Raw genomic sequence first — 25,029 nt, 5'->3', positions numbered from 1 at the left:
TTCGGCGATGCTGCTAAGGGGGTTAAGTGAAGGCAGTCGAAGCGATGAGGCAGGCCATTTCGCAGGCGGAGTTCGGCGCGTGGGTCGGAATCAGCGAGGCGCGCGTGAGCCAACTCATGGCCGAGGGTGTGCTGACGCGCGGCGAGTCGGGCCATGAGTGGCTGATGGCCTACTGCGACCGGATGCGCGACATCGCTGCCGGCCGGGCGTCGTCGGAGACGGGCGGCCTCGACCTCGTGCAAGAGCGCGCGGCGCTCGCGCGCGAGCAGCGCCTCGGCATCGCGATCAAGAATGCCGTGGCCCGCGGCGAGTACGCGCCGATCACGCTCTTGGCCGAAGTGCTCGCGACCGCGAGCCAATCCGTCTCCGAGCGCTTCGAGCAATTGCCCGGCCTGCTGCGCAAGGTGTGCCCGGAGCTGCCCGACACCGCGCGCGACAAACTGATGTCGGCCATCGCCGATGCGCGCAACCAATGGGTGCGCGCCACCGCCCGGCTCGTGACTGAGGCCGTCGTGCAGCCTGAGGACGGCGACGAAGAAGAGGGCGAGCCGCTGTGAGCCTGGCACCCAACGAAACGCAGCGCGCAGTCATCAGTGCCGTGGTGAAGGGCCTCGTGCCGCTCAAGATGGAGCGACCGCAGCCTCTGAGCACCTGGGCCGAAAACAATTTCTACTTGTCGCCCGAGGCCAGCCACACGCAGGGTGAATGGAAGGCCTACCCGTTCCAGCGCGGCTGGATGGATGCCTTCAGCAATGACGACATCGAAGAAGTGACGGTGCGCAAGGCGAAGCGCGTCGGCTACACGAAGACGCTGCTCGCCTTCATTGCCTACAACGCGGCGCACCGCCGGCGCAAGCAGGCGCTTTGGATGCCGACCGACGACGACCGCGACAGCTTCGTGAAGTCGGAAATCGAGCCCATGCTGCGCGACGTGGATGCCTTGAAGGCGGTCATGGTGCCGGGCAAGGAAGACACGATGAAGCTGAAGAGCTTCTTCGGCTCCGTGTTGCATCTGCTTGGCGGCAAGGCCGCGCGCGCCTACCGCCGCATCACCGTGGCGGTCGCGGTGCTCGACGAAGCTTCGGCCTTTGATCAGAAGATCGAGAAGTCCTCCGATCCGATCACGCTCGCACGCGGCCGGCTCGAAGGGGCGCCGTTCCCGAAGCTGGTCGCCGGCAGCACCGTGCGCATCAAGGACTTCGACCACATCGAGACGCGCGAGAAGAATGCCGATGCGCGCATGCGCTACAACATCGTGTGCCCGCACTGCGATGCCGAGCATCCGCTCATCTGGGGCAACAAGAAGGTACGGCACGGCTTCAAGTGGGATGGCCACGACTACAACACCGTGCGGCATGTCTGCCCGCACTGCCACGAGTCGATCACGCAAGCTGACTACCTGAAGATCTGGGACGACCGGGCAATGTGGATCAGCGAGTGCGGCCGGTATCGCTACGACCACAATCTGCACGTCTGGACCGATGCGCAAGGCGTGGTCATCCGCGCGCCGCGGCATGTGGCCTTTGTGGAGATGTGGAGCGCCTACAGCCCGCAGCGCGCATGGTCCGACATCGTGCGCGAATTCCTTGAAGCCACGATCAAGGCCAAGGCAGGGGACACCGCGCCGCTTGAAGGCTTCGTGAACGAAACGCTCGCGCAGTATTGGGAGGCCGTGGTCGAGCGCGCCGACGAGCACGCGCTCTCAAGACGTGCGGAGAAATACCGCCGCTTCACGGTCCCCTATGGTGGCCTCGTGCTGGTCACGGGCGTGGACGTGCAGGACAACCGCTTTGAAGTCGTGACGTGGGCCATCGGTCGCGGCGAGGAAATGTGGTGCGTGGATTACAGCGTGATCTATGCGAATCCGGCCGACGAGCGCGATTGGTCGCACCTCGATGCCTACCGCAAGACCATCTTCCAGCACGAGAGCGGCCAGGCGATGAAGATCGAAGCGATGGCCGTGGACACCGGCGGCCACTTCACGCACCAGGCCTACAACTACTGCCGCCAGCGCGAGCGCGAACGGGTGTTCGCCGTGCGCGGCGATCCGCAGCCGAGCAAGATGGTCAAGAGCAAGGCCACCGTGCAGGACGTGAACTGGGGCGGCAAGATCATCAAGCGCGGCGTTCGGCTCTGGTATGTCGGCACCGACACCGCCAAGGATCTGCTGTACGGGCGCCTGTGCGTGGAGAAGCGGGGCGCCGGGTTCGTCCACTTCTGCGCGGATCTGCCGCGCGAGTTCTACACGCAACTGACCTCCGAAGCGCGCGTGCCGCAGCGCGTGGCCGGCGGCGAAGCCTACAAGTGGATGAAGTCGCCCGGCGTGCGCAATGAAGCGCTGGACTGCACGGTCTACGCGATCTTCTGCACGCACATGCTCGGGCTGCACCTCTACACCGGGAAGATGTGGGAGCGGTTGGAGTCCATCGTGCAGCCACCGAATGGTGATCTGTTTCGCGTGGAACAGGCGGAAGAGGTTTCACCGGCTGATGTTCCACGCGAAACGCACACGGTCGAGACACGCTCCGCGCAAACAAGCGAAGTGCCAGTCACAGAGCCGGCAAGCCCGCCGGAGCCGCCGCCGATGGTGGCCTCGCCACCGGCCCCGGCCACGCCTCCAAAGGCAGTGCCACCTCGCCGAACCTTTCAACGCCCGTCCCGTCAATCCCATTCCGCTAGATCATGGTGACCAACAACAACCGAAATGACATCGTTCTCGACATCCTCGTCCGGGTGCAGGAGGCCCTTGCAGAGGCAAAGGGCGAGCTGACGCCCGAGCTTGTGAAGAGCGTAGAGGCGGGAGTTCGCGCCGACTGGGGCGGTGACCGCGTCTTTATTGCGAAGCGCCGCGGCGAGGGGCACAGCAATCGGAACAGCCGCATCTTTCGCGACTACCTGGCGGGTGAGCGCGTGAAGCTGCTCTCGCGGCGCTATGAGCTTTCCGAGCGACAGGTTTTGCGAATCATAAAGGCGCCTGCGAAATGAATATCCCGCCGGCAAGTTGAGCGTTACTATGTGTATCCCACTCAGAAATACTACCCATCATGGCTAGCGATACGCTCCACGCAAACTATGCGGTTGGCAAGGAACTAGAAGTGCAGTGTCAGCGGTGCGTCGGAAGCACAGCACACCGAGTCGTAGCTGACGCAAGAGTGGTGGGTTCTGATCATCACATGGATTGGGAGACTGAGTACCAGATCTTGCAGTGCATGGGATGCAAAGCAATCTCATTTCGATCGGCGGCTTCCAATTCAGAAGATGTGGATCACTACTACGACGAGAACGGGGAGTTGCAGACCGTGTACTCGGTCGCGGAAAAGCTTTATCCATCGCGGATCGCCGGATACATTGGCCTGAAAGACGGCGTTTGGCTTCTGCCGGACAAGCTGCGACGCATCTATCAGGAAACGACCAACGCTCTGACATCCGATCAACATGTTCTCACGGGAATAGGAGTTCGGGCGATCCTTGAGACTCTGTGCAAGGACCAGGCCGCCAAAGGGCGCACTTTGTTTGAGCAAATTGACGACTTGGTTCAGCAGGGCGTTCTGACGCCGGGTCGAGCTGCTGTGCTGCATCAACTCCGGACGCTTGGCAATCTAGCGGCACACGAGGTTGAACCCCATAATCCCCAACAACTGGGCCTTGCGATGATAGTTCTTGACCATCTTTTGGAAGAGGTTTACATCCTCCCGGCTAAGGCAAAGAAATTGTTCCCGCCGATTTCAGGTCCGACCGTGACTGCACCAGTCATTGCTGCTTTGCCGCCGCTTCCTCCCGGCACAGTGTCTGTATTTCCGCCCTTTCCTGGTGTTCCACTTCCTCCTTCGAGCTGACGCGCCGAATCAACTGGGACTGTGGATGCGCGGCGAGGACACCACGCGGAAACCAGCCGCATCTTTTTGGCTTACCTGATAGGTGACTACCTGTGGCAATTCCCAAGGCGTTTATTTCGTACTCTCATGACTCGCAAGATCATAAGAAATGGGTTCTCGACTTTGCTACGAGACTGCGCAATAACGGCGTTGATGCCGCGCTCGATCAGTGGGATCTCGGACCCGGAGCTGATCTGCCGAGCTTCATGGAGAAAAATCTTGCCGTTGCAGATCGCGTCCTGATGATTTGCACTGAAAACTACGTTGCGAAGGCCAACTCAGGGACTGGTGGCGTTGGCTACGAAAAGATGATTGTGACGGCTGACTTGATGAAGTCCGTGGACTCCACGAAAGTTATCCCACTGATCCGTCAAAACGGAACTCATTCGGTTCCTACGTTTCTCAGTTCAAAGATGTACTTGGATTTCTCACGGGAGGACCAGTTCGAGTTTTCCTATGATGAGCTGCTTCGCTCGTTGCACGGTGCACCGCTGTTCATCAAGCCTCCTGTTGCAAGCAACCCATTTACTCCGGTCTCGGCGACGCCACCAGAGAAGACCGGTGACGGGGTGCTTCAGACGATGCGCGTCATAGTGAAGACCTTTGAAGCAACTTTGGAGGGTGACATTCTGATGTATGCAACGTTGTTGGGAAAGGCGTCGATGTCGAGAATCATGTTCGACATTTATCTCGGCCAAGCCGCGGAGCAAGGTCTGATTAGCCGAACAAGTCAGGGAAATATCAAGTTGACGTCGAAGGGAAAGACGTACGCGGTCGAGCACAAGCTGATCCGTACGTAACACCGCAAAGTAGTTCGCGAGATGGCCTGCTGGTTGCCCGATGAATGTCTGCAAGCCATAACCCCCGAATCGGGGTGTTCGCGGGAAGTGACACACCTCGCCTTGTTAATGTCAGCTCCCCGCTTCGATAGTCCGGTCAACACTGACCAAAGGCCTGACTGTGGCTATCGACACTTCCAACTCCGAGCCCATCTCCATCATTCCCGGCGATACCGTCAAATGGACACGGTCGCTGCAGGACTTTCCGGCCTCTGCCGGCTGGGCACTGAGCTACGAACTGCTCAACTCGCAGCACCGCTACCAGATCGCGGCAGTTGCTGCCGGCGACGCGCACCGCGTCGTCATCTCCGCGCAGGCTACCGATGGCTATGCGCCCGGCTCCTACGACTGGCGAGCGCGAGTCACCAATGCCGATGAGGTCTACACGGTCGGCACCGGGCGCCTGACCGTCGCGCCATCGTTCGGCACCGCCGGTGATGTCCGCTCCCATGCAAGACGCACGCTTGACGCCATCGAGGCGGTGCTCGAAGGCCGGGCCACCAGCGCGACAGCCGAATACGAAATCAACGGCCGGCGCCTGAAGTACATCCCGCTCAACGAGTTGCACGCGATGCGCTCGAAGTATCAGCGGGAGGTCGCGGCAGAACAAGGCAAGAGCGGGCCGCGCGGCGTGTCCGGCCGCATCATGGTGAGGTTCGGCCAATGAAGGCGCCTGCATTCCTCCGCCGCCTCTTCCGCGGCGGCCCGGCGCCGAAGAAAACCCAGACGCGCCGCTTCCAGGCCGCGCGCATCGATCGCCTCTCGGCCGACTGGATCGCGACCTATTCGAGCATCAATGAAGAGCTCCGCGGCGACCTCGACCGGCTTCGCGCGCGTGGGCGGGAGCTGCGCAACAACAACGACTATGCGCGCAAGTTCTGCGGCATGGTCGAAACCAACATGGTGGGGCCGGCCGGATTCGTCATGCAGGCACGTGTCGAGAATGCGCCGGGCAAGGCCGACAAGCTCGCGAACGATGCCATCGAAGCGGCGTTCGTGCGCTGGCAGGCCGTCTGCGATGTCACCGGCCGGCAGTCGTTGCGCGACATGTGCGAGACGCTGGTCGGCGGCCTGCCGAGCGATGGCGAGTTTCTGGTGCGGCTGGTACGCGGCGCCGACGCGCGCAACGAATTCAACTTCGCGCTGCAGCTCATCGACGTGGACCGCATCGATACCACCTTCAACGGCGTCGAGCCTTCAACAGGCAACACCGTCATCATGGGCGTGGAAGTGGACGCGTATCGCCGGACGGTCGCGGTCCACATCTTCGAGGCGCATCCGAACGATGGTCCGCGCACCTCCCGGCGCCGCGTGCGCTTGCCCGCGGAAGACATCATTCACAGTTTCAAGGTGGAGCGGGCCGAGCAGGTGCGCGGCATCCCGTGGATGGCGCCCGGGATGCTGAGCCTGCACCACCTGGGCGGCTTCATGCTGGCCGCGGTGCTGGCCGCCGAGCATGGCGCGAATCACTTCGGCTTCTTCACCCAGAACCAGGACGCCGCGCCGGGCACCTTGCCCATCGGCGAGCGCGACGACGGCGGCGACACGATCACCACGAGCCAGCCTGGCGTGTACGACACGCTGCCGCCTGGCTACGACTTCAAGCCGCACGAGAGCAAATATCCGAACGAGGTCTTCGGCCCGTTCGTGAAGACCGCGCTGCAACGCGTGGCGAGCGGCTGGCGCGTGTCGTACCACGCGCTCGCGAACGACCTCGAAGGCGTCAACTTCTCGAGCATTCGCAGCGGCACGCTCGACGAGCGCGACCGTTGGGCCTCGGATCAGCAGTGGTTCATCGACTCCTTTCTCCGGCGCGTGCGCGCCGAGTGGATGGTGATGTCCCTGCTGTCCAACGCGATCACCATGCCGAACGGCAGTCCGTTGCCCGCGGCGAAGGTTGCGAAATTCGCTGCCCACGATTGGCTCGGCCGCCGTTGGGAGTGGGTGGACCCGCTCAAGGACATGAACGCGCGCATTGCGGGGGTAGGGGCGGGTCTGGTCGCGCCGCAGGATCTCAGTGCGCAGATGGGTCGCGACTTCTACGACACGATGGTGAAGATCAAGGAAGCGCAAGACCTTGCGAAGCAGCTCGGCATCGTGCTGCCCGCCTACGCGACGAAGGTCGCGGCACCTGCGCCGAAGAGCCGGCCCGCAGCCGCCGACGAAGAGGCCGAAGAGGAAGAAGAAACCGCAGCCTAGTGACATCGCGCGCCTTATGAATGTCAGTGCCGCGAAGTTGCAATAGCGGCATGACTTCAAGTCTTCCTCAAGCACTTCGCGCGCATCTGCCCTCCGGCCAACTGAAGCGCGCCTTCGTTGTAGACCGCTCTTCCATCGACGAAGAAGCGCGCACCGTGAAGCTCGCCTTCGCGAGCGAGACGCCGGTGGATCGCGGCTGGTTCATCGAGGTGCTGGACCTCAGTCGCAAGTCAATGCGCATCGGCCGTCTCACGGCCGGCGCCAACCTCCTTTGTGACCACGACACACGGGATGTCGTCGCGGTCGTCGAGTCTGTGGAAATCGGTTCGGACAAGGTAGCCCGTGCCGTGGTGCGCTTCGGTCGAAGCGTGCGCGCAGAGGAAGTCTTCCGCGACGTGGTCGACGGCATCCGCGTCAACGTTTCGGTGGGCTACATCATCCACGAAGCCATTCTGGAAGGCACGAAGGACGGTTCTGACACCTACCGCGTGACCGACTGGGAGCCCTTCGAGTTGTCTCTGGTCAGCGTGCCAGCGGATGCGACTGTCGGTGTCGGCCGCAGCCTCGCCGCCGCGCCGCCGGCCCTTCCTTCCCTTCCTTCCATTTCCCCATCTTCTACGGAGAACCGCGCCATGACGACGCCCGAAACCAAGCCTGCCGGCACGCCGGCCCCCACCATCGAAACCCCCGTGCAGCGCAACCACGCCGCCGAAATCAGCAAGATCGCCGCGGCCATGCCCGGCGGTGCTGACCTGGCAATGCGCTCCATCCAAGCCGGCCACACGGTTGAGCAGTTCCAAGCCGAGGCGATTCGCGCACTCGCATCCAAGCCCGTGCCCACCGCCGACATCGGCCTGACCACGAAGGAAACGCGCCGCTTCAGCATGGTGCGTGCGCTCAATGCGCTGGCGAATCCCGGCGATGTCGCCGCCCGCAATGCTGCGGCCTTCGAATTCGAGTGCTCCAACGCGACGGCGACCAAGCTCGGCAAGACTTCGCGCGGCATCCTGATTCCGTTCGAAGTGCAGAAGCGCGACATGAACATCGGCACGCCAGCCGCCGGCGGCAACCTCGTGGCCACCGACCTGATGTCGGGCGACTTCATCACGATCCTGCGCGATGCGATGGTGCTCAACACGCTCGGCGTGCGCTTCCTGTCGGGTCTGGTCGGCAACATTGCCATCCCGAAGCAAACCGGCTCGGGCAGCGCCTATTGGGTGGCCGAAGGCCAGCCGCCGGACGAGAGCGGCGCGGCCATCGGTCAAGTCGCGATGTCGCCCAAGACGGTTGGTGCCTTCACCGACATCAGTCGCAAGCTGTTGCTGCAATCGAGCATCGACGTGGAGAGCTTCGTCTCGACCGACCTCGCGATGGTGCTCGGCCTGGCGATTCAGCGCGCAGCCATCGCTGGCGGCAGTGTGGCGAACGAGCCGAGCGGCATCCTCGCGAAGATCGCGGCGGGGGTCGTCGGCGGCGTCGATGGCGGCGCGCCGGACTGGGATCACGTCGTGGATCTGGAAACGGCCGTGTCGGTCGCCAATGCCGACGTGGGCACGCTGGCCTACCTGACCAACGCCAAGGTGCGGGGCAAGCTGAAGAAGACCTTCGTCGATGGTCCCGGCACCGGCGAGCGGGTCTGGCAGAAGGGTGGCGAGCCGCTCAACGGCTACCGCGCTGCCGTCACCAACGCCGTGCCGAGCAACCTCACGAAGGGTGCTGGCACCGATCTCTCGGCACTCATCTTCGGCAACTTCGCCGACCTCGTGATCGGCATGTGGGGCGGCCTTGACCTGATGGTCGATCCGTACACGCACAGCACGACCGGTACGGTGCGCGTGACCGCGCTGCAGGACGTGGATGTCGGCGTGCGCAACGTCGAGAGCTTCGCCACCATGGAAGACGCGAAGACCGCCTAAGCCATGAGCTTCGCCGAAGACCTGTCCGTTTTCTTCAGCGACTTCGCGGTGAACGCTTCGTTCACCGTCGAAGGCATGCAGAGGACCGCGCGCGTCCTCTTTGACCGTCCCTATGCGGCCCCCTTCGGGGTGCAGGTCGATGCGGATGCCCCGTCGTGCCAAGGCGCGACGGAAGCCCTCGCCGGCCTGCAGCGCGATGACGCGATCACCGTCGATGGCAAGCCGTTCGAAGTGGTGCGCGCGGAGGCGGATGGGACCGGCGTAACGAACCTCATTCTGCGGAGCGCCTGACCATGTTCCTGCTCGAACCCAACATCGTGGAACGGCTGCGCGAGGTGCTGCCGGCCTGGGAAGTCATGGGCTTCTCGACCGGCAAGGGCAACCGCGATGCCGGAGCGTTGGTGTCGGTCATGTTCGCCGCCGGCGCCTTGGCCGATGTGAAAGAGGGCGCTGTCGGCCTGTCGCCGGGCTGGAGCGTCCTGCTCTCGGTCAAGCGCGGCCCCGCGGCCGCGGCCCTGCTCGACACGGCGATTGGCACGGTGATCGAGCGGCTTCACAACTGGGCGCCTGGCGCGGCCGGTGGCCGGAACTGGGGCGCGCTGAAGCTCGCGCGCTTCTCGGCGCCGGACTTCCCGGACAGCGGACTCATCGGCATCGAGCTTCTCTTCTCCACGACGGGCCGTTACTTCGGCCAAGAGTGAACCCAACCTACGGAGCCAGCATGGCAAACATCTACGAAAAGTCTCAGTACATCATCCCGCGCGGTCGCGTCTTCTTCGACGTGCTCGATGCGGCCGACCAGCTCACGGGCGAGCGCCACCTCGGCAACTGTCCCACCGTCACGCTCAACATCGCGACGGAGAAGGCGCCGCACTACAGCGCCGAAGCGGGCCCGGGCGTCAAGGACGCGAATCGCGTCGTGCGCATCGACCGCACCGGCAAGATCACCTGCGACAACATGAGCGCCGACAACCGCGCCATGTTCATCTCGGGCGAGAAATCCACGGTCACGCAGGCGACCGGCAACGTGGCCGCCGAAGAGATCACCGTCACGCCTGGCCGCTTCTACCAGCTCGGCCGCACCGACGCGAACCCGGCCGGCGCACGCAAGGTGTCGGACGTGGTCGTCACGCCCGATGCCGGCGGCGAGCCTTACGAGCTGGGCGTCGACTACACCGTCGATGCCGCCCTCGGCCGCCTGCAGATCCTCGCGAGCGGCAGCATCCCGCCCGGAAAGATCAAGGTCGCGTACGCGAAGCCGTCCACCACCTGGCTGCGCATCAAGTCCGGCGACAAGGCCGAGCTGCGCGGCGCGCTGCGTGTGCTTTCCAACGTGGCCGAAGGCGAGCAGATCGACACCTATTGCCCGCTGGTGACGCTGGCGCCCACCGGCGACATGTCGCTCATCACCAGCGACGACGCCTATGTGCAGATGGAGTTCGACATCGAGGTTCTGACGCCGCCCAACGGCGTGGCGATCTTCGAGGACGGCCGCCCCATCGAGATCTGACCACTTCGCCTCGCTGCCGCTCCCCCCGAGCGGCGGCGACGCCTGGCGCTTCGCTGGAGGCGCCAACCGTCGCCGGACCGATTCCACCTCACCACACGCCCTAAAGGTTCTCCATTGGCCTTCAAGCCGATCCAAATCGTTATCAATGCCAAGGACGATGCGTCCAAGGTCTTCGACAAGCTGCAGGCGCGCCTTGCCGCGTTTGCGGCGGTCGTGCTCGGCTATTTCGGCATCCAGGCATTCGCCGGGTGGGTGAAGGGCGGCGCGGACTTCGAGCAGGCGCTGAGCCGCGTGCAGGCCGCCACCGGTGCGACCGCGGCCGAGATGCGCGCGCTGCGCAAGGCGGCGCAGGAAGCCGCCGCCGATGCCCGGTATGGGTTCACCGAACTGGAAGCCGCCGGCGCGCTGGAAAACCTCGCGAAAGCCGGCCTCAGTGTGCGCGATGCCATCGCCACTCTGCCGGCCGCGATGCAGCTCGCACGCGCCGGCGATGTCGAGTTGGCGACCTCGGCCGAGTACCTGACGAAGATCGTCAATGGCCTGGGCCTTTCCTTTGCGGATGCGGGCCGCGTGGCCGACGTGCTCGCGCTCGGCGCGAACGCGACGAACACCAGCGTGGCGGGATTGGCGCAAGCGCTGAGCTATGCGGCCCCGCTGGCAAACACGCTCGGGCTGAGCCTTGAATCCACGGTCGCCATCGTGGGCAAGTTCGCCGATGCCGGCATCGACGCGAGCCGCGCCGGTACGGCGCTGAACAGCATCTTTGCGCAGTTCTCCGACCCGGCCAGCAAGTTCCGCACGGAGCTGGCTGCCGCCGGCATCACGTCGACCAATTTCGAGAAGGCGCTGCACGAACTGGCCGCGGCCGGCCCGGCGGGGCAGCGCGCTATTGCGGCAGTGGGGCAGGAAGCCGGGCCGGCATTGCGCGCGCTGCTGAATCAGGGCGTGGTTTCGCTCGATGCGCTGACCAAGAAGCTGGAGAACGCCAAGGGCAGCGCGGCCGAGACGGCCGCCGTCATGCAGTCGAACCTCAATGGCGCGCTGAATGCCCTGCGCACCGCGTGGGACTCGACGCTCAACGCGCTCACGACGCCCATCCTTCCGGTGCTGAAGCAAGGCGTCGAGCAACTGTCCGGCGCACTCCGTGCCGCGGTCGCTGACGGCACCGTAGGCAAGTTCGGCGCCGCGTTGGCGCTGGCGTTCCAGAACGGCATCAAGTGGGTGCAGGCCTTTGTGGCGAGCGTCGATGTGCCCGCCCTCGTGGCGAAGGCGCAGGCGATCGCTGACCGTGCGGGGGCGCTGCTCGACAGCTTCGGCCAGAAGGCGCAGACCACCGGCAACATCGTGCAAACGGTGTGGGGCGTGATGGTGGCCGGCGCCAACGTGGTGCTGGCGGCGATCTACAAGCAGGCCGAAGGCATGGCAATGGTGGTCAGCGCCGTGCAGACCGGCATCGCCACCATCATTGCTGGTCTGGCAAAGATCACCTTCGGCGACCTCTCGGCGGCGTTCAAGTCGGCGGCCGAAGAGGTGCGCCTCTCGGCCGAGGCCACCGGCGCGGTAGCTGATGCATTCGGCGAGAAGGCCGGTGCTGCCTTCGACCGCGCCGCCGAAGGCGCCGAGCAGGCGCGCGCCGGATGGGCGGGCCTGACCGGCAGCGCCGAAACGACGACGGCCGCGGCCACCAGCGGCGCTGCGGCCTTCGCGGACATGGCCGCGGAGATGAAGGCCGCCGGCGACAGCGCGCAGGAAGCCGGCCAGAAGGCCGCCAGCGCGGCCGAAGCGCAGCGGGCGAAGGCAGAGGAAGCCCGGGCCTCGGTCGAGCGGCTGCGCGGCGAATACGACCAAGCCATCGCCACCGGCAATCTCGAACTGGCCGTGCAGAAGCTCGGCGAGCTGAAGAAAGCGAACCTCGCCGCAGCCGACGCGGCGGGTGCCAACAAAAAAGCCCAAACGGAAGCGGCGGCGGAGATTGCTGCGGCCTTTCAGCGCGCCGGCGTGGAAACCAAAGAGCAGCTGGAGATTGCCGCCAAGACCGCGCTGCGCGACTTCGAGCTGATCCGCGACAGCGGGCAGGCGACGGCCATCGGCCTGGGCGAGGCATGGAAGCGCGCCGCCGAAGCGGCCATCGCCGCGGGCAACGGCGTGGCGCCCGGATGGGTGCAGGCGCAGGCCGCGATGCGCGGCTTCGAGGTCGTGCTCGACAGTGCGGGGCGCTCCACGTTGAAGCTGCGCGACGCGCAGAACGATGCGATGCAGTCGGCGTTTGGCCTGGCCGGCGCGCTGCGCGAGGTCACGAACGCGCGCGAGCGCGACATCGAAGCCCGCGAGAAGGCCAACGCCCTCAAAGAGCGCGAAACCGCGCTGGAGAACAAGCGCCTCGGCCGGGATGCGGCCGGCTTCTCCACCGACAAGAACGGCAAGACCGTCAACGCCGGCAGCGACCTGGGCACCTTGACGGGCATCGCCGCGTTCCTGAAGGCCGCGGGTGTCAGCGACGAGAAGCGGGCGCGCGAGATCGCGAAGGAATTTGCCGACGCCAAGGGCGACATCCCCTTCTTCAACAACCCCGGCCAGAAGAAGTACGGCGGCGACACGCTGAGCTATGCGCTGCTGAAGGCGGCCGAAAAAGAAACCTTCTTCGGCAACGGGAGCAAGCCCACCGCGATCCCCGTGCCCGAATCCAACCGCACCGTGAACCTGCACCTCAACCTCAACGGCCGCGACTACGGCACGGTCCAAACCAATGCCGCCGGCGCCGATGCCATCGAAGACCTGCTCGCGCAGCTCGGCGCCGCGGCCGGCACGTCGTCCAACCGCCCGGGCCGATAGACATGGCCACTTCCAAGTTTCACACGCTCGCCGGCCTGCAGATCCCGCGCGGCATGGTTTGGATCGATGAGTTCGGATGGAGCCGCGTCGAGAAGAGTCTCGAGTTCTCGCTCACCGGCGCTGCGCTCATCGATGCCGGCGTGCGCCTGGCCGGCCGGCCGATCACCTTGCAGGGCGAGGTCGATGCCGGATGGATCCGCCGCGGCGCACTCACGGCGCTGCAGGCCCTGGCCGAGGCCAATGCCATCGGCGTGCACGCGCTGGTGCTGGCCGATGGCCGCACCTTCAACGTGCAGTTCGCGCCCGGCCTGCCCATCGAAGGCAAGCCGCTCGCGCGCCCCGAGCTGCCTGTCGAGGACTACCCCTATGTCGCCACCGTGCGGCTCATCACCGTTTGACCATGACCATTCTCGAATCCGACATCAAGCTCGTCACCACGCAGGTGATGGATGACGTGCCAGAGGGCGGCGGTGCGCCGACCTCGACCGTCATCCCGGATGGCAAGAGCAACGCCATCATGAAGGACATCAGCGAGGTGGACCGCGCCCAAGGCGATGTGTCCATCATGAAGGTGGCCGCCACGGTGCAGACGCTCAACACCGACACGGCCCTCGGCGGAACGGTCGGCATCACCCGGCCGCCGCTCGACCCGAACGTGTCGGTGACCCTGTTCGTCACGAACGACTTCTTCGACCGCCGCGCCGCGATTCAGAGCCGGATTGAGGCCTACACGACGCCCGGCGAGGAATTCACCGGCTACCTGCTGGCGAACCATGTGCAGGGGCAGCGCTCCATGCTGATCTTCCAGCGGCCCGGCGCCACCCCGCCGAACGTGAACAGCACCCTGCAGATCAGCGGCGGCGGCGTGAGCGAGGCCGTGCGTCTCACCGAAGTGAAGGTGGAGGACCGCACCTACAGCTATTCCACGGGCAGCGGCTTCGTGGACTATCAGGCGCAGGTGTGCGTCTGCGAGCTGCAGGACGGCCTCAAGCACGACTACGCCGGCACCGCGGCCAACCGCCTCTTCGAGCGCACCCAGACCGCGGCGACGATCAATCGCATGCTCGTGGCCGATGCGGCGCGCTTCTACGGCGTGTCCCGGCTGGTGGTGAACGCCACCACCGGCGACCTGTCGGTGAAGGTGGACCGCATCGACACCCAGCTTGCGCCGACCTCGACCACCGAGATCTCGATCACCGACACCTCGGCCGCCGGCTCTTCCATCGCGCTCGTGCGTTCGGGTGCCGGCATCGTCACGCTGACCACCGGCGCGCTCTTCGGTCCGAACGCCACGTTCACGCTCGGCAATCCCTTCTATGCCGGCACGCTGTCCATTGCGACCGGCGCCGGCACGATCACCGACGACGGCGGCCGGCTCAAGCTCGGCGCGCTCACCATCGGCACGGCCTCCTATGTGGGCGGCACGTTGACCTTTGCGAGCGATGCGCCGCAGATCGGCGGCACGAAGGCCATCACCTTCGGCCCGGCCGCGGCGCCGATTGAGCTGGCTGACTCGGCATCCATCGCCGTCAATGCAGAAAACCGCCGCGTCAACTATCCGCTGACCATCCTGCCGCCGCCGGCCCCTGGCACCTTGCGCGTGGCCTACCGCGCCGGGGCCAACTGGTACGAGCTGGCCGACGACGGCGCCGGCCGGTTGCGCGGCGCCGATTCGAGCATCGGCTCGGGCACCGTGGACTACACGACGGGCACCGTCGCGCCCACGCTCGGCGTGCTGCCGGACGTGGGCAGCGAGGTGCTGTACTTCTGGGGCGCGAAAGCCAACTACCGCGACCGCAGCGGCGTTCTGCCTTCGGCGGTGTTGATCCGCCTGGCGCTCGACAACCAGGCCGCGCAGGCGAGCACCATCGCGGTGGACTGGAACGACGGCGCGGCCCGCCACGCGAGCGACAACGGCAGCGGTGTGCTCACGGGCGACGCCACCGGCCCGGTCAACTACGCGACCAGCAGCATCGACCTGAAGCCGAACACGCTGCCGGCGTCGTCGGTGGCCTTCACCGTGGCCTACAGCCACGGCCTGCCCGAGGCCAAGGCGTTCCCGGCGCCGGCGCGGGATGTCGATGGCGGCATCACCTTGAACCTCGGCAAGACCAACATTGCGCCGCGCTCGCTGGCGCTGAGCTGGAATCTCGTGCTGATGTCCACCGGCGGCGTGCCGGCCGACCTCTGGGTGCCGCAGAACTTCGCCTCGACGAAGACCATCACCGACGACGGCAGCGGCAAGCTCGTGGATGGACTGGGCGTCGAGTTCGGCACGATCACCTACGCGACCGGCGTCGCCAAGCTCTACCCGGAAGCGGTCGTGACGGTGCCGGTGCCGCAGTGGGCCGTGAACCAGCTGGGCATCCTGGGCACGGTGCTCTCGCCGGCGCTGCCTGGCGCCTTCCGCAACACGCTGACGGGCTACACCTACGTGCCGCTCAATGCCACGCTGCCGGCGGACGCCTCGGCGCTGGTGACGGCCGATTTCCGGGTCGCCGGCGCCGGCACCGCGAAGAGCCAGGTTTTCAATCAGCCCAAGCTTTCCATCCAGCTCCTGCCGAACGCGAGCGAGGTCGGCGTGCCGGGCAGCGTGAATTTCACGGTGGGCGGGAAGACCTACTTCGACCGGGCGGGTGCGCTGTACACCGACCTCGACCCGGCCACCGGCGCGGCCACACAGGCGGGCAGCTACGACTACGCGACCAACACCGCCAGCCTCGATGCGTGGCCGGCTTCGGCATCGAGCACGGTCACGGTGAATAGCTTGCTCACGGCGCTCAGCGGCCAGCCGGTGGAGTACGTGGTGTTCCGCACGCCCGTGGCGCCGATCAGCCCGGGCACGCTGCAGCTCCTGGCAACCAAGCTCAACGGCGGCACGGTCAACGTCACGGCCGACCTCATGGGTCTCATCAGCGGCGCCAATGTGCGCGGCACCGTGGACGCCTCGACGGGCGTCGTCAAGGTGCGTTTCGGGGATTGGGTGACGGCCGCCGGCAATGAGTCGGAGCCGTGGTACCACGCCGATGCGGTCGGCAGCGACGGCAAGATCTGGAAGCCGGTTCCCGTGTTCGCCAGCACGATTCGCTACAACGCGGTCGCGACCACCTCGCTGCCCGTGGATGCGACGTTGCTCGGCCTTGACCCGGTGCGCCTGCCGGCCGATGGCCGCGTGCCGATCTTCCGCAAAGGTGGCCTCGTGGTCATCGGCAACACCAAGCGCCTGCCGGCGGCCGTGGTGTCGAACGGCCAGACGCTCAGCGCCGGCCGCGAACGGCTCTCGCGCACTCGCCTCATCGGGGCCGATGGCCTCGCCATCGAGACGGGGTACACGCGCAATCTCGACGCCGGCGAGCTCACGATCACCGACGCCTCGGCCTTTGCGCAGCCTGTCGTCTACGAGCACACCACCGAGGACATGCTGACCCTCACCGATGTGTCGATCGATGGGCGCCTGTCGTTCGCGAGCCGCCTGTCGCACGACTACACGGCCGGCGACACCTACGTGAGCAGTGTGGTCCGCATGGGTGACGTGAAGGCCCGTGTGTCGCTCCTGTTCGACCAGCAGAGCTGGACGGGCCAATGGTCCGACAGCCTCATCGGCAACCCGGCCGATCCGACCTTCAACGACATCGACTACCCGATCACCGTCACGAACAAGGGCGCCGTCACCGAGCGCTGGCGCATCCAGATCAACGGCAGCGGCACGGCCTACAACCTGGTCGGCGAGCACGTCGGCCAGATCGTGACGGGCCAGAGCCTGACGGCGGACTGCGAGCCGGTCGGCCCTTCGGGCGTGCCGTACATGCGCATTCCCGCGGCCGGCTTCGGCTCGGGCGGCTGGCCCGCCGGCGCCGTCATCCGCTTCAACACCGTGGCGGCCACGTTCCCCTTCGTCGTCATCCGCACCGTGCAGATGGGCGCCGAGACCGTGCTCGATGACTCGTTCGAGTTGCTCGTGCGCATCGGCGTGGACCGTCCCTGATTCAAGAGAGAGCAAATCCGTATGACTTCCCCTGTAGACACCAGCGTCAAATACTTCACGAGCCAGATGTCGGGTGCGCCGGCACTGTCCGGTACCGCCGGCTCCATGATTGCCCTGCTCGATGCATGTCTGAAGGATGGCTTCGACCTCAAGACGCTCGGCTCTCTCACGGTTGCCGGTGGGGTGGCGACGGCTGCATACACCGGGGACCACGCGGCCCTTCCCGATGCCGTGGTGCTGATTTCCGGAGTGACCGGCGGCCCGACTGGATGGGCGGGAATGAACGGCGAGCAGAGGGTAATCGGCAAGCCGAATGCCAACGCCGTGACTTTCGTGACCAGTCTCCCGGACGGCGCATACACCGGGACCATCACGATGAAGATGGCGCCGCTCGGTTGGCTGAAGCCATTCAGCTTTGCCAACGGCGGCGCGTACAGGTCGGCCGATCCCGCCAGCTTCGGCATGTTCCTGCGGGTCGATGACGCTGCGCCGACTTTCGCGCGCGTCATCGGCTACGAATCAATGTCAGATGCCACCACCGGCGTCGGGCCGTTCCCGAGCGCGGCGCAGATTGCCGGCGGCGGCTATTGGCCGAAGAGTGCAAACGCGACAGCGACGGCGGTGGCTTGGACGCTGGTGGGCGATACGCGAGCCTTCTACCTGTTTGTCGCGGTGCACTCTTCTTCAAGCAGCACGTGGAGCTCAGGGTGGGTTCGCGGCTTCGGCGATATGCTGCCGCTGCGTCCCGGTGGGGATCCCTATGCGTGCATGCTCAACTATTCCAACGAGTCCAACTCGATGAGCATGTACGAAGGCGGCATCGATGGTCATACAGGTACCGCTCTGGCTCGTAGTGCATCTCCGCGGGACTTCACCGGCCTTGGCTCGGCTGTGCGTCAGTGGGTCTACAACTACACCGGCGCTTCGGCCCCAATGTCCGGCGCAGATCCGACGCTCGGCCAGTTCCCGAGCAAGATCGACGGCACGCTGAAGCTGTCACGGAAATACCTCACGGCTGACGGCAACCACCCCCGTGCGGATATTCCTGGCCTGTATCACCAGCCGCAGACGCTCGCGTTCGACACTTTCAAGCATCTGGACACCGCTCCGGGCACCGATGCCCTTGCCGGTAGAACCCTCATGGCGCTCCAGACGGGGAACCCGAACACGAACACGCAGCCAAACAGCACCAATTCCGGGTGCCTGTGGGTTGACCGTACAGGGCCGTGGCGCTGAGCGATGGCAGCCCATCGCTATTGGCGCGCGGCAGCGTTGCAGACCTACGGATCTGCAGGCCTCGAGCTGTCCGAGTTTCACCTGCTCGCGGGCACCGTCCGGGTCGATGAGCCGGCTTTGCTCGCGAGTTCCATCGCTCCGAGCGAAGGGGCGCTGCCCAGCTTGAAGGATGACGACCTTGCGACCAGCGCGACTTGGTCGGCCGCCGCGGTGCCCATGTTGGTATTGACCTGGGACTTCGGAGCGGGTGGGGACGTGGAGGTCACCGACATCCGACTCGGCGGGGGCGGATCGGCCGTGCGCTTCTTGCTCGCCGCGCGAATCCAGTACTCCGACGACAGTAGTTCGTGGACCGACTACGCTGTTCTGTCGGGCATTGCGTGGCCGGGGATTCGACACAAAACGGTCAGCCGCCGGCGCCCCATCGATCCTCTGAAGGGGACCGTGCTGATGATGAACTTCGATGGAGGCGTCATCGCCAACGAGGCTCTCGAAGGCGCAACCTTGACCGTTGGCAGCAATGCAGCGTTGAGCGCGAACGCAAGGTTTGGCACGGGCGCCTTGCAGGCTGGTGGCACCACGCCATACGGGTCCAACGGCGTGACGCTGACCAACGTGAAAGACACCTACGCGTTTGGCTCCGGCGATTTCACCGTAGAGACGTTCTTCAAGTCTCGCGTGGCCGGTACCGGGGTTCGAGGTCTCATCATGAACGGATACGCCTTCGGCCCAGGACATTGGCGCTTCGTCCTGGCTGACGGGAAGATGCAGATGCCTGCGCTCAACTCGTCGTTCTTCTCGACCAATACGACCAGTGCGATGGATGGGGCGTGGCACCACCTGGCGTACAGCAGGCAGTCGGGCGTCGGTCGCTTCTTCTTTGACGGCGCAGCAGCGGGAGAGCTCGCCGACACGGCGGTGTATGGCGTCGGCGAAGGCGTCCTCCGCATCGGTGAGTATGTCGAGAGCTATGGCGGAAATCTGAACCCTGCCGACGGCTTCTTCGACTGCGTGCGCGTCACCAAAGGCATCGCGCGATACACCGTCCCGTTCATGCCTCCTGCCGCAGCGCTGCCCCAGGACAATCCGATGCTCATCGACGTGTCTCCGGCGGCGGGCACATCGCTCTCGGGCTTGCTCCGGGTGCCGACCCCCTTGAGCGTGCCGATGCTGTTGGGGCGCACCAGCCTCGAAGCGTTGCGTCGCGGACGAAAAGACTACTTGACCGGGTTCCTCGGGCGAGGTGTCGGCCGCGTGCGCGGTGCCACGCTCGACTATGTGAACCCGCTCAACAAGCCCTATCCCTGCCGCGTTCGCTTGGTGCGTGAGGTCGATGGCTTGGTCGTGCGCGAGACATGGAGCGGCGCAGACGGTTCCTACGACTTCCAGTGGATCGATGAGCTGGAGAGCTACACGGTCCTGGCCTACTACCAGGCGCATGGAAAGCGTGCCGTAGTGGCGGACGGCCTCACGCTCGCGAATGGCAAGGTGGAGGTGATGCCATGAACGTTCTTGCCATCAACGCCATGTTGCAAGGCCTCGTTGGGCTGCTCGGTGAAGCCGCGCGCTTCGTCGTGTGCGATGGCGTGAAGCCGTCGGACGGCGGCGCAATCACGACGCGGCTCGCCGCGGCGGTCCTGGCCGTGCCGGCGGGTGCCATCGAGGCGGGGCAGCTCACGCTCGTGCAGGCCGACGCCGGGGGCGACATGGCCGAAGCGACGGGTATCGCGTCCTGGGGTCGCGTCGAGCTGGCGGATGGCACATGGATCGCGGATTTCACCGTGAGCGGGCCATCTGGCTCGGGTCAGGTGAAGATCGAAGTCATCGACCCGCCGGCGAGCGATCCCGAGGGGAAGATCTATCAGGGCGGGCGCTTCTACCTGGGGAGCGTGGTCCTTGGTTGAAGACCTGATCTTCCGTCGGCCGCCGCCCGGCGGCCCGCCGAACATCCTCATCTTCGGCGAACCTGACGCGCCTTCGAGCGGCGGGGCCGTGGCGAGCGGGACGATTCCGCTGCCGGCGTTCATGGTCGCAGGGAACATCTCTGTTTCGCTGCCGCCGCGCGCGACCGCCTCGGGCGCCATTCCGCTGCCGGCTTTCATGTTGAGCGGCGCGGTGCGTTACGACAGCGCTACGCAGCGCCCGCTCGTGGGCAAGGTGTCGTCGGGGTGGCAGGTGGCGGCGCCGGCGAGCGCCGGGACCGTGGCGCGGCACCAGGGCGCCGCACGCGGGAATGTCGGTCGGGTGTCGCGCTGGCAGCGTGCCGAGCTGCGGGCGGGCGTGGCGGCGTCGGTTTGGCAAGAGGCGGGCCGTGCGCGCAACCAGGTGGCCGTGCGGCACCAGGCGGCCGTATCGGTCTCGACCTCGACCGGACTTCGCTGGCAAGAGGCAGGCCGTGCCCGCAACGCGGCGCGCGTGCGGTGGCAGGCGACACAGCAGCTCGCGCCGGCGGCGCTGGGGGTGCGCTATCAGGAAGCCGAGCGCATGCGGCGCGCCGTGCACTCGCCGTGGCAAGAGGCCGCGAACCTCGCGCATCGTCATGGCGAAGGCTTCGGCGTGGCGCAGCTCATCGAGCGGGGATGGCTGGTGCGCTGGCAGGCGGCCATGGCGCCGCGGCCGGGGCGTTCGGTCCTCGTGCCGCCCGAGGTCGATCCCTGCTATGTGCCCTCGACCAGGCTCGAGTTTCGTGAGCTGCAGAAGCACGCCACCACGCTCATTTTCTTTTGCGAGCGGCACGCGCCGCCGCCTGGCACCGGGCAAACGGTCGTGGTGCCCGTCTTGGAGGTCTATTCCGTGGAAAACAGCATTGCGCTCACGCGCGTGAATGGCGGACAAGTCGTCGAGGCCAGAGGCTTCTCGATGTCACTCGATGCCGACTCGTGGACCTGGCAATGGAGCGCGACGCTGCCGGGCTCGGCGCTGCCGCTGGTGCAGGAGGACAGCAACGGCGATCCGGCCGAATTGCTGGCGATGGTCAACGGCGTGCCTTATCGGCTCGTGGCCGACAACCCGGCGCGCGAGCGGCGCTTTGCGCGCGCGGATGTACGCGTGCGGGGCAAGGGCCGCGCCGCGCTGCTCGACCAGCCTTATGTGTCGGAGCAGAACTTTGCATCCGCCTCGGGGCGCACGGCGGCGCAGCTCATGGCGCTCGCCATGACGATCAACGGCGTGAACAACGGCTGGGCCATCGACTACCGCATCGGCGATTGGTTTGTGCCGGGTGGGACGTGGGCCTTCCAGGGCACGCCGATTGCGGCGGTGCTCGACATCGCCACGGCGGCCGGCGCCATCGTGCAGCCGCACAACACCGAGCCGACACTGCGCATCCTGCCGCGCTATCCGGCCGCGCCGTGGATGTGGCACACGCTCACCCCTGACTACGTGCTGCCCGCCGATGTGGTCTCGGTGGAGGGCATCGAGTGGGTCCGGCGGCCCGCCTACAACCGCGCCTTCGTCTACGGCACCACGAGCGACGGCGTGCGTGGCGACCTCACGCGCAGCGGCACGGCCGGCGACTACGCGGCGCCCATGGTCACACATCCCTTGATGACGCACGGCGATGCCGCCATGCAGCGCGGCCTGGCCGTGCTGAGCGACACCGGCCGGCAGGCGCATGTGAGCCTGCGCATGCCGGTGCTGCAGGAAACGGGCTTGATCCTGCCGGGCTCGCTGGTGCGCTACGACGGCGGCGATGCGTTGCGCCTGGGCCTTGTGCGCAGCATCGCGCTCGATGAGGCCTGGCCGACGTTGCGCCAGACGCTCACCGTCGAAACGCATGTGGAGGTCTGAGCATGAGCCGCAATCCCTACAGCGTCTTCCTTGAACTTCTGCCGGCCACGCCGCTGCAGATCGCGACCGTGACGGCCATCGATGGCGATATCGCGCGGCTGGTGCTGCCTGGCGGCGGCGTGCTCACGGCGCGCGGCGTGGGCGACCGGGCCATCGGCGCCGAGGTGTTTGTCCGCGACGGCGTGATCGAGGGCGACGCGCCCGCCGGCATGCCGCTCGTGCAGTTCGAAATTTAAGACGGAAGAGAAGAGGCACCTCATGGACATGGGCGACATCGCCGGCAATCCGATTGCGCAGTTGGCGTTCCTCATTCTTTCGGCCGCCGGCGGCTATCAGGTGTGGCGCAAGCAGCAGCCCACCGATGCGAAGGAGCGGGCCGACAGCGAAGGGCAGATTGCGGCGCTCGGGACGTGGAAGGAACTGCTCGAAGGCGAGCGCGCCGCGCGCCTGAAGGCCGAAGAGCGGGCGGACAAGTTCGCGGCCGAGCGCAACGAAGCCTTGAAAGAGCTGTGGGAAATGAAGGGGCAGCTTAAGGCCATGAACGAAACCCTCGCCGCGCAGACCGCTGAGCTGGCCTCGCTGCGCGACCAGGTCCGCCAATTGAAGGAGCAACTGCATGCACAGTGATTCGCACATCGATTCGGATCGCGCGCCGCTCGAAGTTCTGCCGCGCGTGCGCCCACCGCGCCAGTGGCGCCGGTTCTTCGAGACCGTGGGTGTCGTGGGAAGCCTCTTCCTTGGCGGCTTCGGCTCCGGCTATTTCTGGGCCGCCCGCAACGCTGAAGCGCAGATGACGCGCCAGCGCGAAGACCACCTCGCCGAGATTGCGCGGCTGCGCGAGGCCTTCGGCGACCGCCTTTCTTCTCTCACTGGCCGCGTCAACCGCGCGGCCGACACCGCGGCGAGCGCTGCGCAGACCGCGGGTGAAGCCGCAAGCACTGCGCAGACCGCCGCACAGGTCGCCAACCAGGCCGCGAAGACCGCGGCGAAGGAACTCAAGAAACCATGATCGACACCCAGACCCTTATCGACTGCACCGGTGCCGCACGCGCCGACGCCGAGCGCTACACCCTGCACCTGGCGGACGGCATGAACCGCTTCGGCATTCACTCCGTCAACGCGATGGCGGTCTTCCTCGGGCAGCTCGCCATCGAATCCGACGCGCTGCAGAAGGTCGAGGAAAACCTCAACTACACGACGCCGGCGCGGCTGCGCGAGATCTTCCCAAGCCTGTTCGTCAAGGGTGGCTATCGGGCCGAAGAGTACGTGCGCAACCCCCGAGGGCTGAGCATGCTTCGCTACAAAGGCTTCCACGGCCGCGGCCTCATTCAGCTCACTTGGGAAGACGCCTACGTCGCCGCGGGCCATGCGCTCGGCGTGGACTTCCGCCGCCATCCCGAGCTGCTGCTGCAGCCGCAATACGCGGCGCACTCGGCGTGCTGGTTCTTCGCGGTGTTCAAGGACTGCATGCCGGCGGCCGAGCGTGGCGATGTCTACGACGTGACCGGGCGCGTGAATGGACCCGCGCGCCTGAAGCTCGCGGAGCGCAAGACGATCACGGCGCGCGCGTACAAGGTGCTGAGCCAATGAAGTTCCTCGACATCGTGCCGTCGTGGCTGTGGGCGCTGCTGCTGGCGTTGGCGCTTGCTGTGGCAGGCGTCGAGCGCACGCAGGTACTCAAGGCGAGGGCCGATGTGTCCAAGGCACAGAAGGCCGTCTCCGATGAAAAGCTTGACCGTCAGGCCGAGAACACCCGCCGCGCGCTGGCCGCGCTCGAAGACCTGCAGCGCGTGCTCGCGATGCAGGCCGCCCATGCCAAAGCCCAAAAGGAAAACGTCGATGCCTACGAAAAGAAACTGGCCGTGCTCGACGGTCGCCGACGCGCTGCTGCTGGTGATGCTGAGCGGATGCGCCAGCAGTTCGCAGCTTTCGCCGCCCGTGATCGGGGCCAAGCCGCAAGTGACCCCGCTGCCTGCCAGCGTATCGCGGATCGATCCACGGTCCTCGGAGACTTGGCTGCGCGAGGTGCAGAGCTACTTCGAAGCGGTCGATTCATCGTTGAGCAGCGAGACGCAGAAGTAGAGCTCCTACTCTCCACGATCAGCAACGACCGCAAGCTGTCCGCGCCCTGACTTTAGGCTGCACGATGCCAAGGGTTGGGCCGCCCGCTTCACATTCAGATGATGAACCACAAAGCGAGGAACACCAGCAAATACGAAGACACCAAGAGCTGAGCGAACTGTTTGGCCATGTGCGTTCTCCAGTGAGGTGGACAACCGGCGCCGCTTGTTTGTCAGTCTTGGAGCAAGGCGTTTCGCCGTGAAGTCACTGTAGAAATTGCGCCGCACGCGCGCATGAGCGGTACGCACCTTTTCCAGGGAGACAAATGCCCTCACTGCTGCTGCCCACGACAAAGAGCCTCCCGGAGGCCGGAATGAACGGAGTCGGAAGATCAGCCTTCTACGAAAGATCGGTGCTCTGCCATGGCTCAAAGGGAAGCAAGCCGAGGATCTTCGCGTCCATTTCGCTGCGCAGCCGGTCGGCCGTGTATTCCAATTTGCGAAGTCTGTCCAACCGCGTGACGGTTGGAGGAATGCCCGCGCCAAAGAGGCACTTGATCAGGGCAACCGTCGTCTCACTGCGCGCTTTGCGAGCGCATCGGTCCGCTTTGTTCCAGCGCAAGTAAAGCTTTTTCCAGGTCTCGAACACTTGGGGATCGACTTCCATCGCGTGCTCCATCGCAAAGCGAGATGCTTCATGCCGCAACTCTCGCGCGAAGCGCTGAGGGCTACCACTATCAGAAGTGATAGGGCTCAGAGCGCGCGAGGTACTGCATTTCCAGGCGCCA

The 25,029-nt window shown here is 65.6% G+C and carries 24 protein-coding genes; 23 read left to right on the top strand and 1 reads right to left on the bottom strand.

Annotated features, from left to right (window positions below; translation table 11 throughout):
* Positions 1-44 precede the first annotated feature (44 nt).
* The 23 genes from EJO66_RS09065 (at position 45) to EJO66_RS08955 (ending at position 24,313) form a co-directional block, all read left to right on the top strand.
* Positions 45-557 (top strand): hypothetical protein, encoded by a 513-nt coding sequence (locus EJO66_RS09065; RefSeq protein WP_125965083.1) that lies wholly within the window; start codon positions 45-47, stop codon positions 555-557.
* The gene (locus EJO66_RS09060; protein WP_125965082.1) at positions 554-2,689 is read left to right on the top strand and encodes a phage terminase large subunit family protein; all 2,136 of its coding nucleotides are present in this window, start codon (positions 554-556) and stop codon (positions 2,687-2,689) included. The genes EJO66_RS09065 and EJO66_RS09060 overlap by 4 nt, the downstream gene beginning before the upstream one ends.
* A complete protein-coding gene (locus EJO66_RS09055; RefSeq protein WP_125965081.1) occupies positions 2,683-2,985 on the top strand; it encodes a Mor transcription activator family protein in 303 nt (100 codons plus the stop codon). Before EJO66_RS09060 ends, EJO66_RS09055 begins: the two co-directional genes overlap by 7 nt.
* A gap of 275 nt (positions 2,986-3,260) precedes the next feature.
* On the top strand, positions 3,261-3,836 hold the full coding sequence (locus tag EJO66_RS09050) for a DUF4145 domain-containing protein (RefSeq protein WP_164547795.1): 576 nt from the start codon (positions 3,261-3,263) through the stop codon (positions 3,834-3,836).
* Positions 3,837-3,928: 92 nt separating this feature from the next.
* Positions 3,929-4,675, top strand: a complete 747-nt coding sequence (locus EJO66_RS09045) for a toll/interleukin-1 receptor domain-containing protein (RefSeq protein ID WP_125965079.1) — start codon at positions 3,929-3,931, stop codon at positions 4,673-4,675.
* A gap of 160 nt (positions 4,676-4,835) precedes the next feature.
* Positions 4,836-5,381 (top strand): hypothetical protein, encoded by a 546-nt coding sequence (locus tag EJO66_RS09040; protein WP_125965078.1) that lies wholly within the window; start codon positions 4,836-4,838, stop codon positions 5,379-5,381.
* Positions 5,378-6,913 carry a phage portal protein gene (locus EJO66_RS09035; protein ID WP_125965077.1) on the top strand — a complete coding sequence of 512 codons (1,536 nt, stop codon included), beginning with the start codon at positions 5,378-5,380 and terminating at the stop codon, positions 6,911-6,913. The genes EJO66_RS09040 and EJO66_RS09035 overlap by 4 nt, the downstream gene beginning before the upstream one ends.
* 155 nt (positions 6,914-7,068) lie before the next feature.
* Positions 7,069-8,829: a phage major capsid protein gene (locus EJO66_RS09030; RefSeq protein ID WP_206168840.1), complete on the top strand. Its 1,761-nt coding sequence runs from the start codon at positions 7,069-7,071 to the stop codon at positions 8,827-8,829.
* 3 nt (positions 8,830-8,832) lie between these two features.
* Positions 8,833-9,120, top strand: a complete 288-nt coding sequence (locus EJO66_RS09025; RefSeq protein WP_125965075.1) for a head-tail joining protein — start codon at positions 8,833-8,835, stop codon at positions 9,118-9,120.
* Between the two features lie 2 nt (positions 9,121-9,122).
* On the top strand, positions 9,123-9,530 hold the full coding sequence (locus tag EJO66_RS09020; protein ID WP_125965074.1) for a hypothetical protein: 408 nt from the start codon (positions 9,123-9,125) through the stop codon (positions 9,528-9,530).
* Positions 9,531-9,550: 20 nt separating this feature from the next.
* Positions 9,551-10,339 (top strand): phage tail tube protein, encoded by a 789-nt coding sequence (locus EJO66_RS09015; RefSeq protein WP_125965073.1) that lies wholly within the window; start codon positions 9,551-9,553, stop codon positions 10,337-10,339.
* A 114-nt stretch (positions 10,340-10,453) separates the two neighbouring features.
* The gene (locus EJO66_RS09010; protein WP_125965072.1) at positions 10,454-13,171 is read left to right on the top strand and encodes a phage tail tape measure protein; all 2,718 of its coding nucleotides are present in this window, start codon (positions 10,454-10,456) and stop codon (positions 13,169-13,171) included.
* Positions 13,172-13,173: 2 nt separating this feature from the next.
* Positions 13,174-13,569, top strand: coding sequence for a hypothetical protein (locus EJO66_RS09005; protein ID WP_240648552.1), 396 nt, complete (start codon positions 13,174-13,176; stop codon positions 13,567-13,569).
* Positions 13,570-13,571: 2 nt separating this feature from the next.
* Entirely contained in the window at positions 13,572-17,156 is a 3,585-nt protein-coding gene (locus EJO66_RS09000; RefSeq protein WP_125965071.1) for a hypothetical protein, read from the top strand.
* 21 nt (positions 17,157-17,177) lie between these two features.
* Positions 17,178-18,392: a hypothetical protein gene (locus EJO66_RS08995; protein ID WP_125965070.1), complete on the top strand. Its 1,215-nt coding sequence runs from the start codon at positions 17,178-17,180 to the stop codon at positions 18,390-18,392.
* A 3-nt stretch (positions 18,393-18,395) separates the two neighbouring features.
* Positions 18,396-19,898, top strand: coding sequence for a LamG domain-containing protein (locus EJO66_RS08990; protein ID WP_125965069.1), 1,503 nt, complete (start codon positions 18,396-18,398; stop codon positions 19,896-19,898).
* Complete coding sequence (locus tag EJO66_RS08985; RefSeq protein WP_125965068.1) at positions 19,895-20,296, top strand: hypothetical protein; 402 nt, start codon at positions 19,895-19,897, stop codon at positions 20,294-20,296. Before EJO66_RS08990 ends, EJO66_RS08985 begins: the two co-directional genes overlap by 4 nt.
* A complete protein-coding gene (locus EJO66_RS08980; RefSeq protein WP_125965067.1) occupies positions 20,289-22,181 on the top strand; it encodes a hypothetical protein in 1,893 nt (630 codons plus the stop codon). Before EJO66_RS08985 ends, EJO66_RS08980 begins: the two co-directional genes overlap by 8 nt.
* Positions 22,182-22,183: 2 nt before the next feature.
* Entirely contained in the window at positions 22,184-22,417 is a 234-nt protein-coding gene (locus EJO66_RS08975; protein ID WP_125965066.1) for a hypothetical protein, read from the top strand.
* A 22-nt stretch (positions 22,418-22,439) separates the two neighbouring features.
* Positions 22,440-22,808 carry a hypothetical protein gene (locus EJO66_RS08970; protein ID WP_125965065.1) on the top strand — a complete coding sequence of 123 codons (369 nt, stop codon included), beginning with the start codon at positions 22,440-22,442 and terminating at the stop codon, positions 22,806-22,808.
* Positions 22,798-23,190 (top strand): hypothetical protein, encoded by a 393-nt coding sequence (locus EJO66_RS08965; protein ID WP_125965064.1) that lies wholly within the window; start codon positions 22,798-22,800, stop codon positions 23,188-23,190. Before EJO66_RS08970 ends, EJO66_RS08965 begins: the two co-directional genes overlap by 11 nt.
* Complete coding sequence (locus tag EJO66_RS08960; RefSeq protein ID WP_125965063.1) at positions 23,187-23,771, top strand: glycoside hydrolase family 19 protein; 585 nt, start codon at positions 23,187-23,189, stop codon at positions 23,769-23,771. The genes EJO66_RS08965 and EJO66_RS08960 overlap by 4 nt, the downstream gene beginning before the upstream one ends.
* A complete protein-coding gene (locus EJO66_RS08955; RefSeq protein ID WP_125965062.1) occupies positions 23,768-24,313 on the top strand; it encodes a hypothetical protein in 546 nt (181 codons plus the stop codon). Before EJO66_RS08960 ends, EJO66_RS08955 begins: the two co-directional genes overlap by 4 nt.
* A gap of 328 nt (positions 24,314-24,641) precedes the next feature.
* On the opposite strand, the gene EJO66_RS08950 is transcribed toward EJO66_RS08955, so the two are convergent.
* The gene (locus EJO66_RS08950; protein ID WP_125965061.1) at positions 24,642-24,908 is read right to left on the bottom strand and encodes a hypothetical protein; all 267 of its coding nucleotides are present in this window, start codon (positions 24,906-24,908) and stop codon (positions 24,642-24,644) included.
* Between the last annotated feature and the right edge of the window lie 121 nt (positions 24,909-25,029).

It is taken from the genome of Variovorax beijingensis, from assembly GCF_003951285.1.
GTDB classification, from domain to species: domain Bacteria; phylum Pseudomonadota; class Gammaproteobacteria; order Burkholderiales; family Burkholderiaceae_C; genus Variovorax; species Variovorax beijingensis.
This window is presented reverse-complemented; position numbering and strand designations above follow the sequence as displayed.

What these genes read in the sequence shown, in the direction of transcription:
- EJO66_RS09005 (WP_240648552.1), top strand. Translation starts at nt 13,174, where the DNA reads ATGGCCACTTCCAAGTTTCACACGCTCGCCGGCCTGCAGATCCCGCGC.
- EJO66_RS08985 (WP_125965068.1), top strand. Translation starts at nt 19,895, where the DNA reads ATGAACGTTCTTGCCATCAACGCCATGTTGCAAGGCCTCGTTGGGCTG.
- EJO66_RS09020 (WP_125965074.1), top strand. Translation starts at nt 9,123, where the DNA reads ATGTTCCTGCTCGAACCCAACATCGTGGAACGGCTGCGCGAGGTGCTG.
- EJO66_RS09025 (WP_125965075.1), top strand. Translation starts at nt 8,833, where the DNA reads ATGAGCTTCGCCGAAGACCTGTCCGTTTTCTTCAGCGACTTCGCGGTG.
- EJO66_RS09065 (WP_125965083.1), top strand. Translation starts at nt 45, where the DNA reads ATGAGGCAGGCCATTTCGCAGGCGGAGTTCGGCGCGTGGGTCGGAATC.
- EJO66_RS08970 (WP_125965065.1), top strand. Translation starts at nt 22,440, where the DNA reads ATGGACATGGGCGACATCGCCGGCAATCCGATTGCGCAGTTGGCGTTC.
- EJO66_RS08995 (WP_125965070.1), top strand. Translation starts at nt 17,178, where the DNA reads ATGACTTCCCCTGTAGACACCAGCGTCAAATACTTCACGAGCCAGATG.
- EJO66_RS09000 (WP_125965071.1), top strand. Translation starts at nt 13,572, where the DNA reads ATGACCATTCTCGAATCCGACATCAAGCTCGTCACCACGCAGGTGATG.
- EJO66_RS08950 (WP_125965061.1), bottom strand. Translation starts at nt 24,908, where the DNA reads ATGGAAGTCGATCCCCAAGTGTTCGAGACCTGGAAAAAGCTTTACTTG.
- EJO66_RS08955 (WP_125965062.1), top strand. Translation starts at nt 23,768, where the DNA reads ATGAAGTTCCTCGACATCGTGCCGTCGTGGCTGTGGGCGCTGCTGCTG.
- EJO66_RS09035 (WP_125965077.1), top strand. Translation starts at nt 5,378, where the DNA reads ATGAAGGCGCCTGCATTCCTCCGCCGCCTCTTCCGCGGCGGCCCGGCG.
- EJO66_RS09015 (WP_125965073.1), top strand. Translation starts at nt 9,551, where the DNA reads ATGGCAAACATCTACGAAAAGTCTCAGTACATCATCCCGCGCGGTCGC.
- EJO66_RS08965 (WP_125965064.1), top strand. Translation starts at nt 22,798, where the DNA reads ATGCACAGTGATTCGCACATCGATTCGGATCGCGCGCCGCTCGAAGTT.
- EJO66_RS09055 (WP_125965081.1), top strand. Translation starts at nt 2,683, where the DNA reads ATGGTGACCAACAACAACCGAAATGACATCGTTCTCGACATCCTCGTC.
- EJO66_RS08960 (WP_125965063.1), top strand. Translation starts at nt 23,187, where the DNA reads ATGATCGACACCCAGACCCTTATCGACTGCACCGGTGCCGCACGCGCC.
- EJO66_RS08990 (WP_125965069.1), top strand. Translation starts at nt 18,396, where the DNA reads ATGGCAGCCCATCGCTATTGGCGCGCGGCAGCGTTGCAGACCTACGGA.
- EJO66_RS08975 (WP_125965066.1), top strand. Translation starts at nt 22,184, where the DNA reads ATGAGCCGCAATCCCTACAGCGTCTTCCTTGAACTTCTGCCGGCCACG.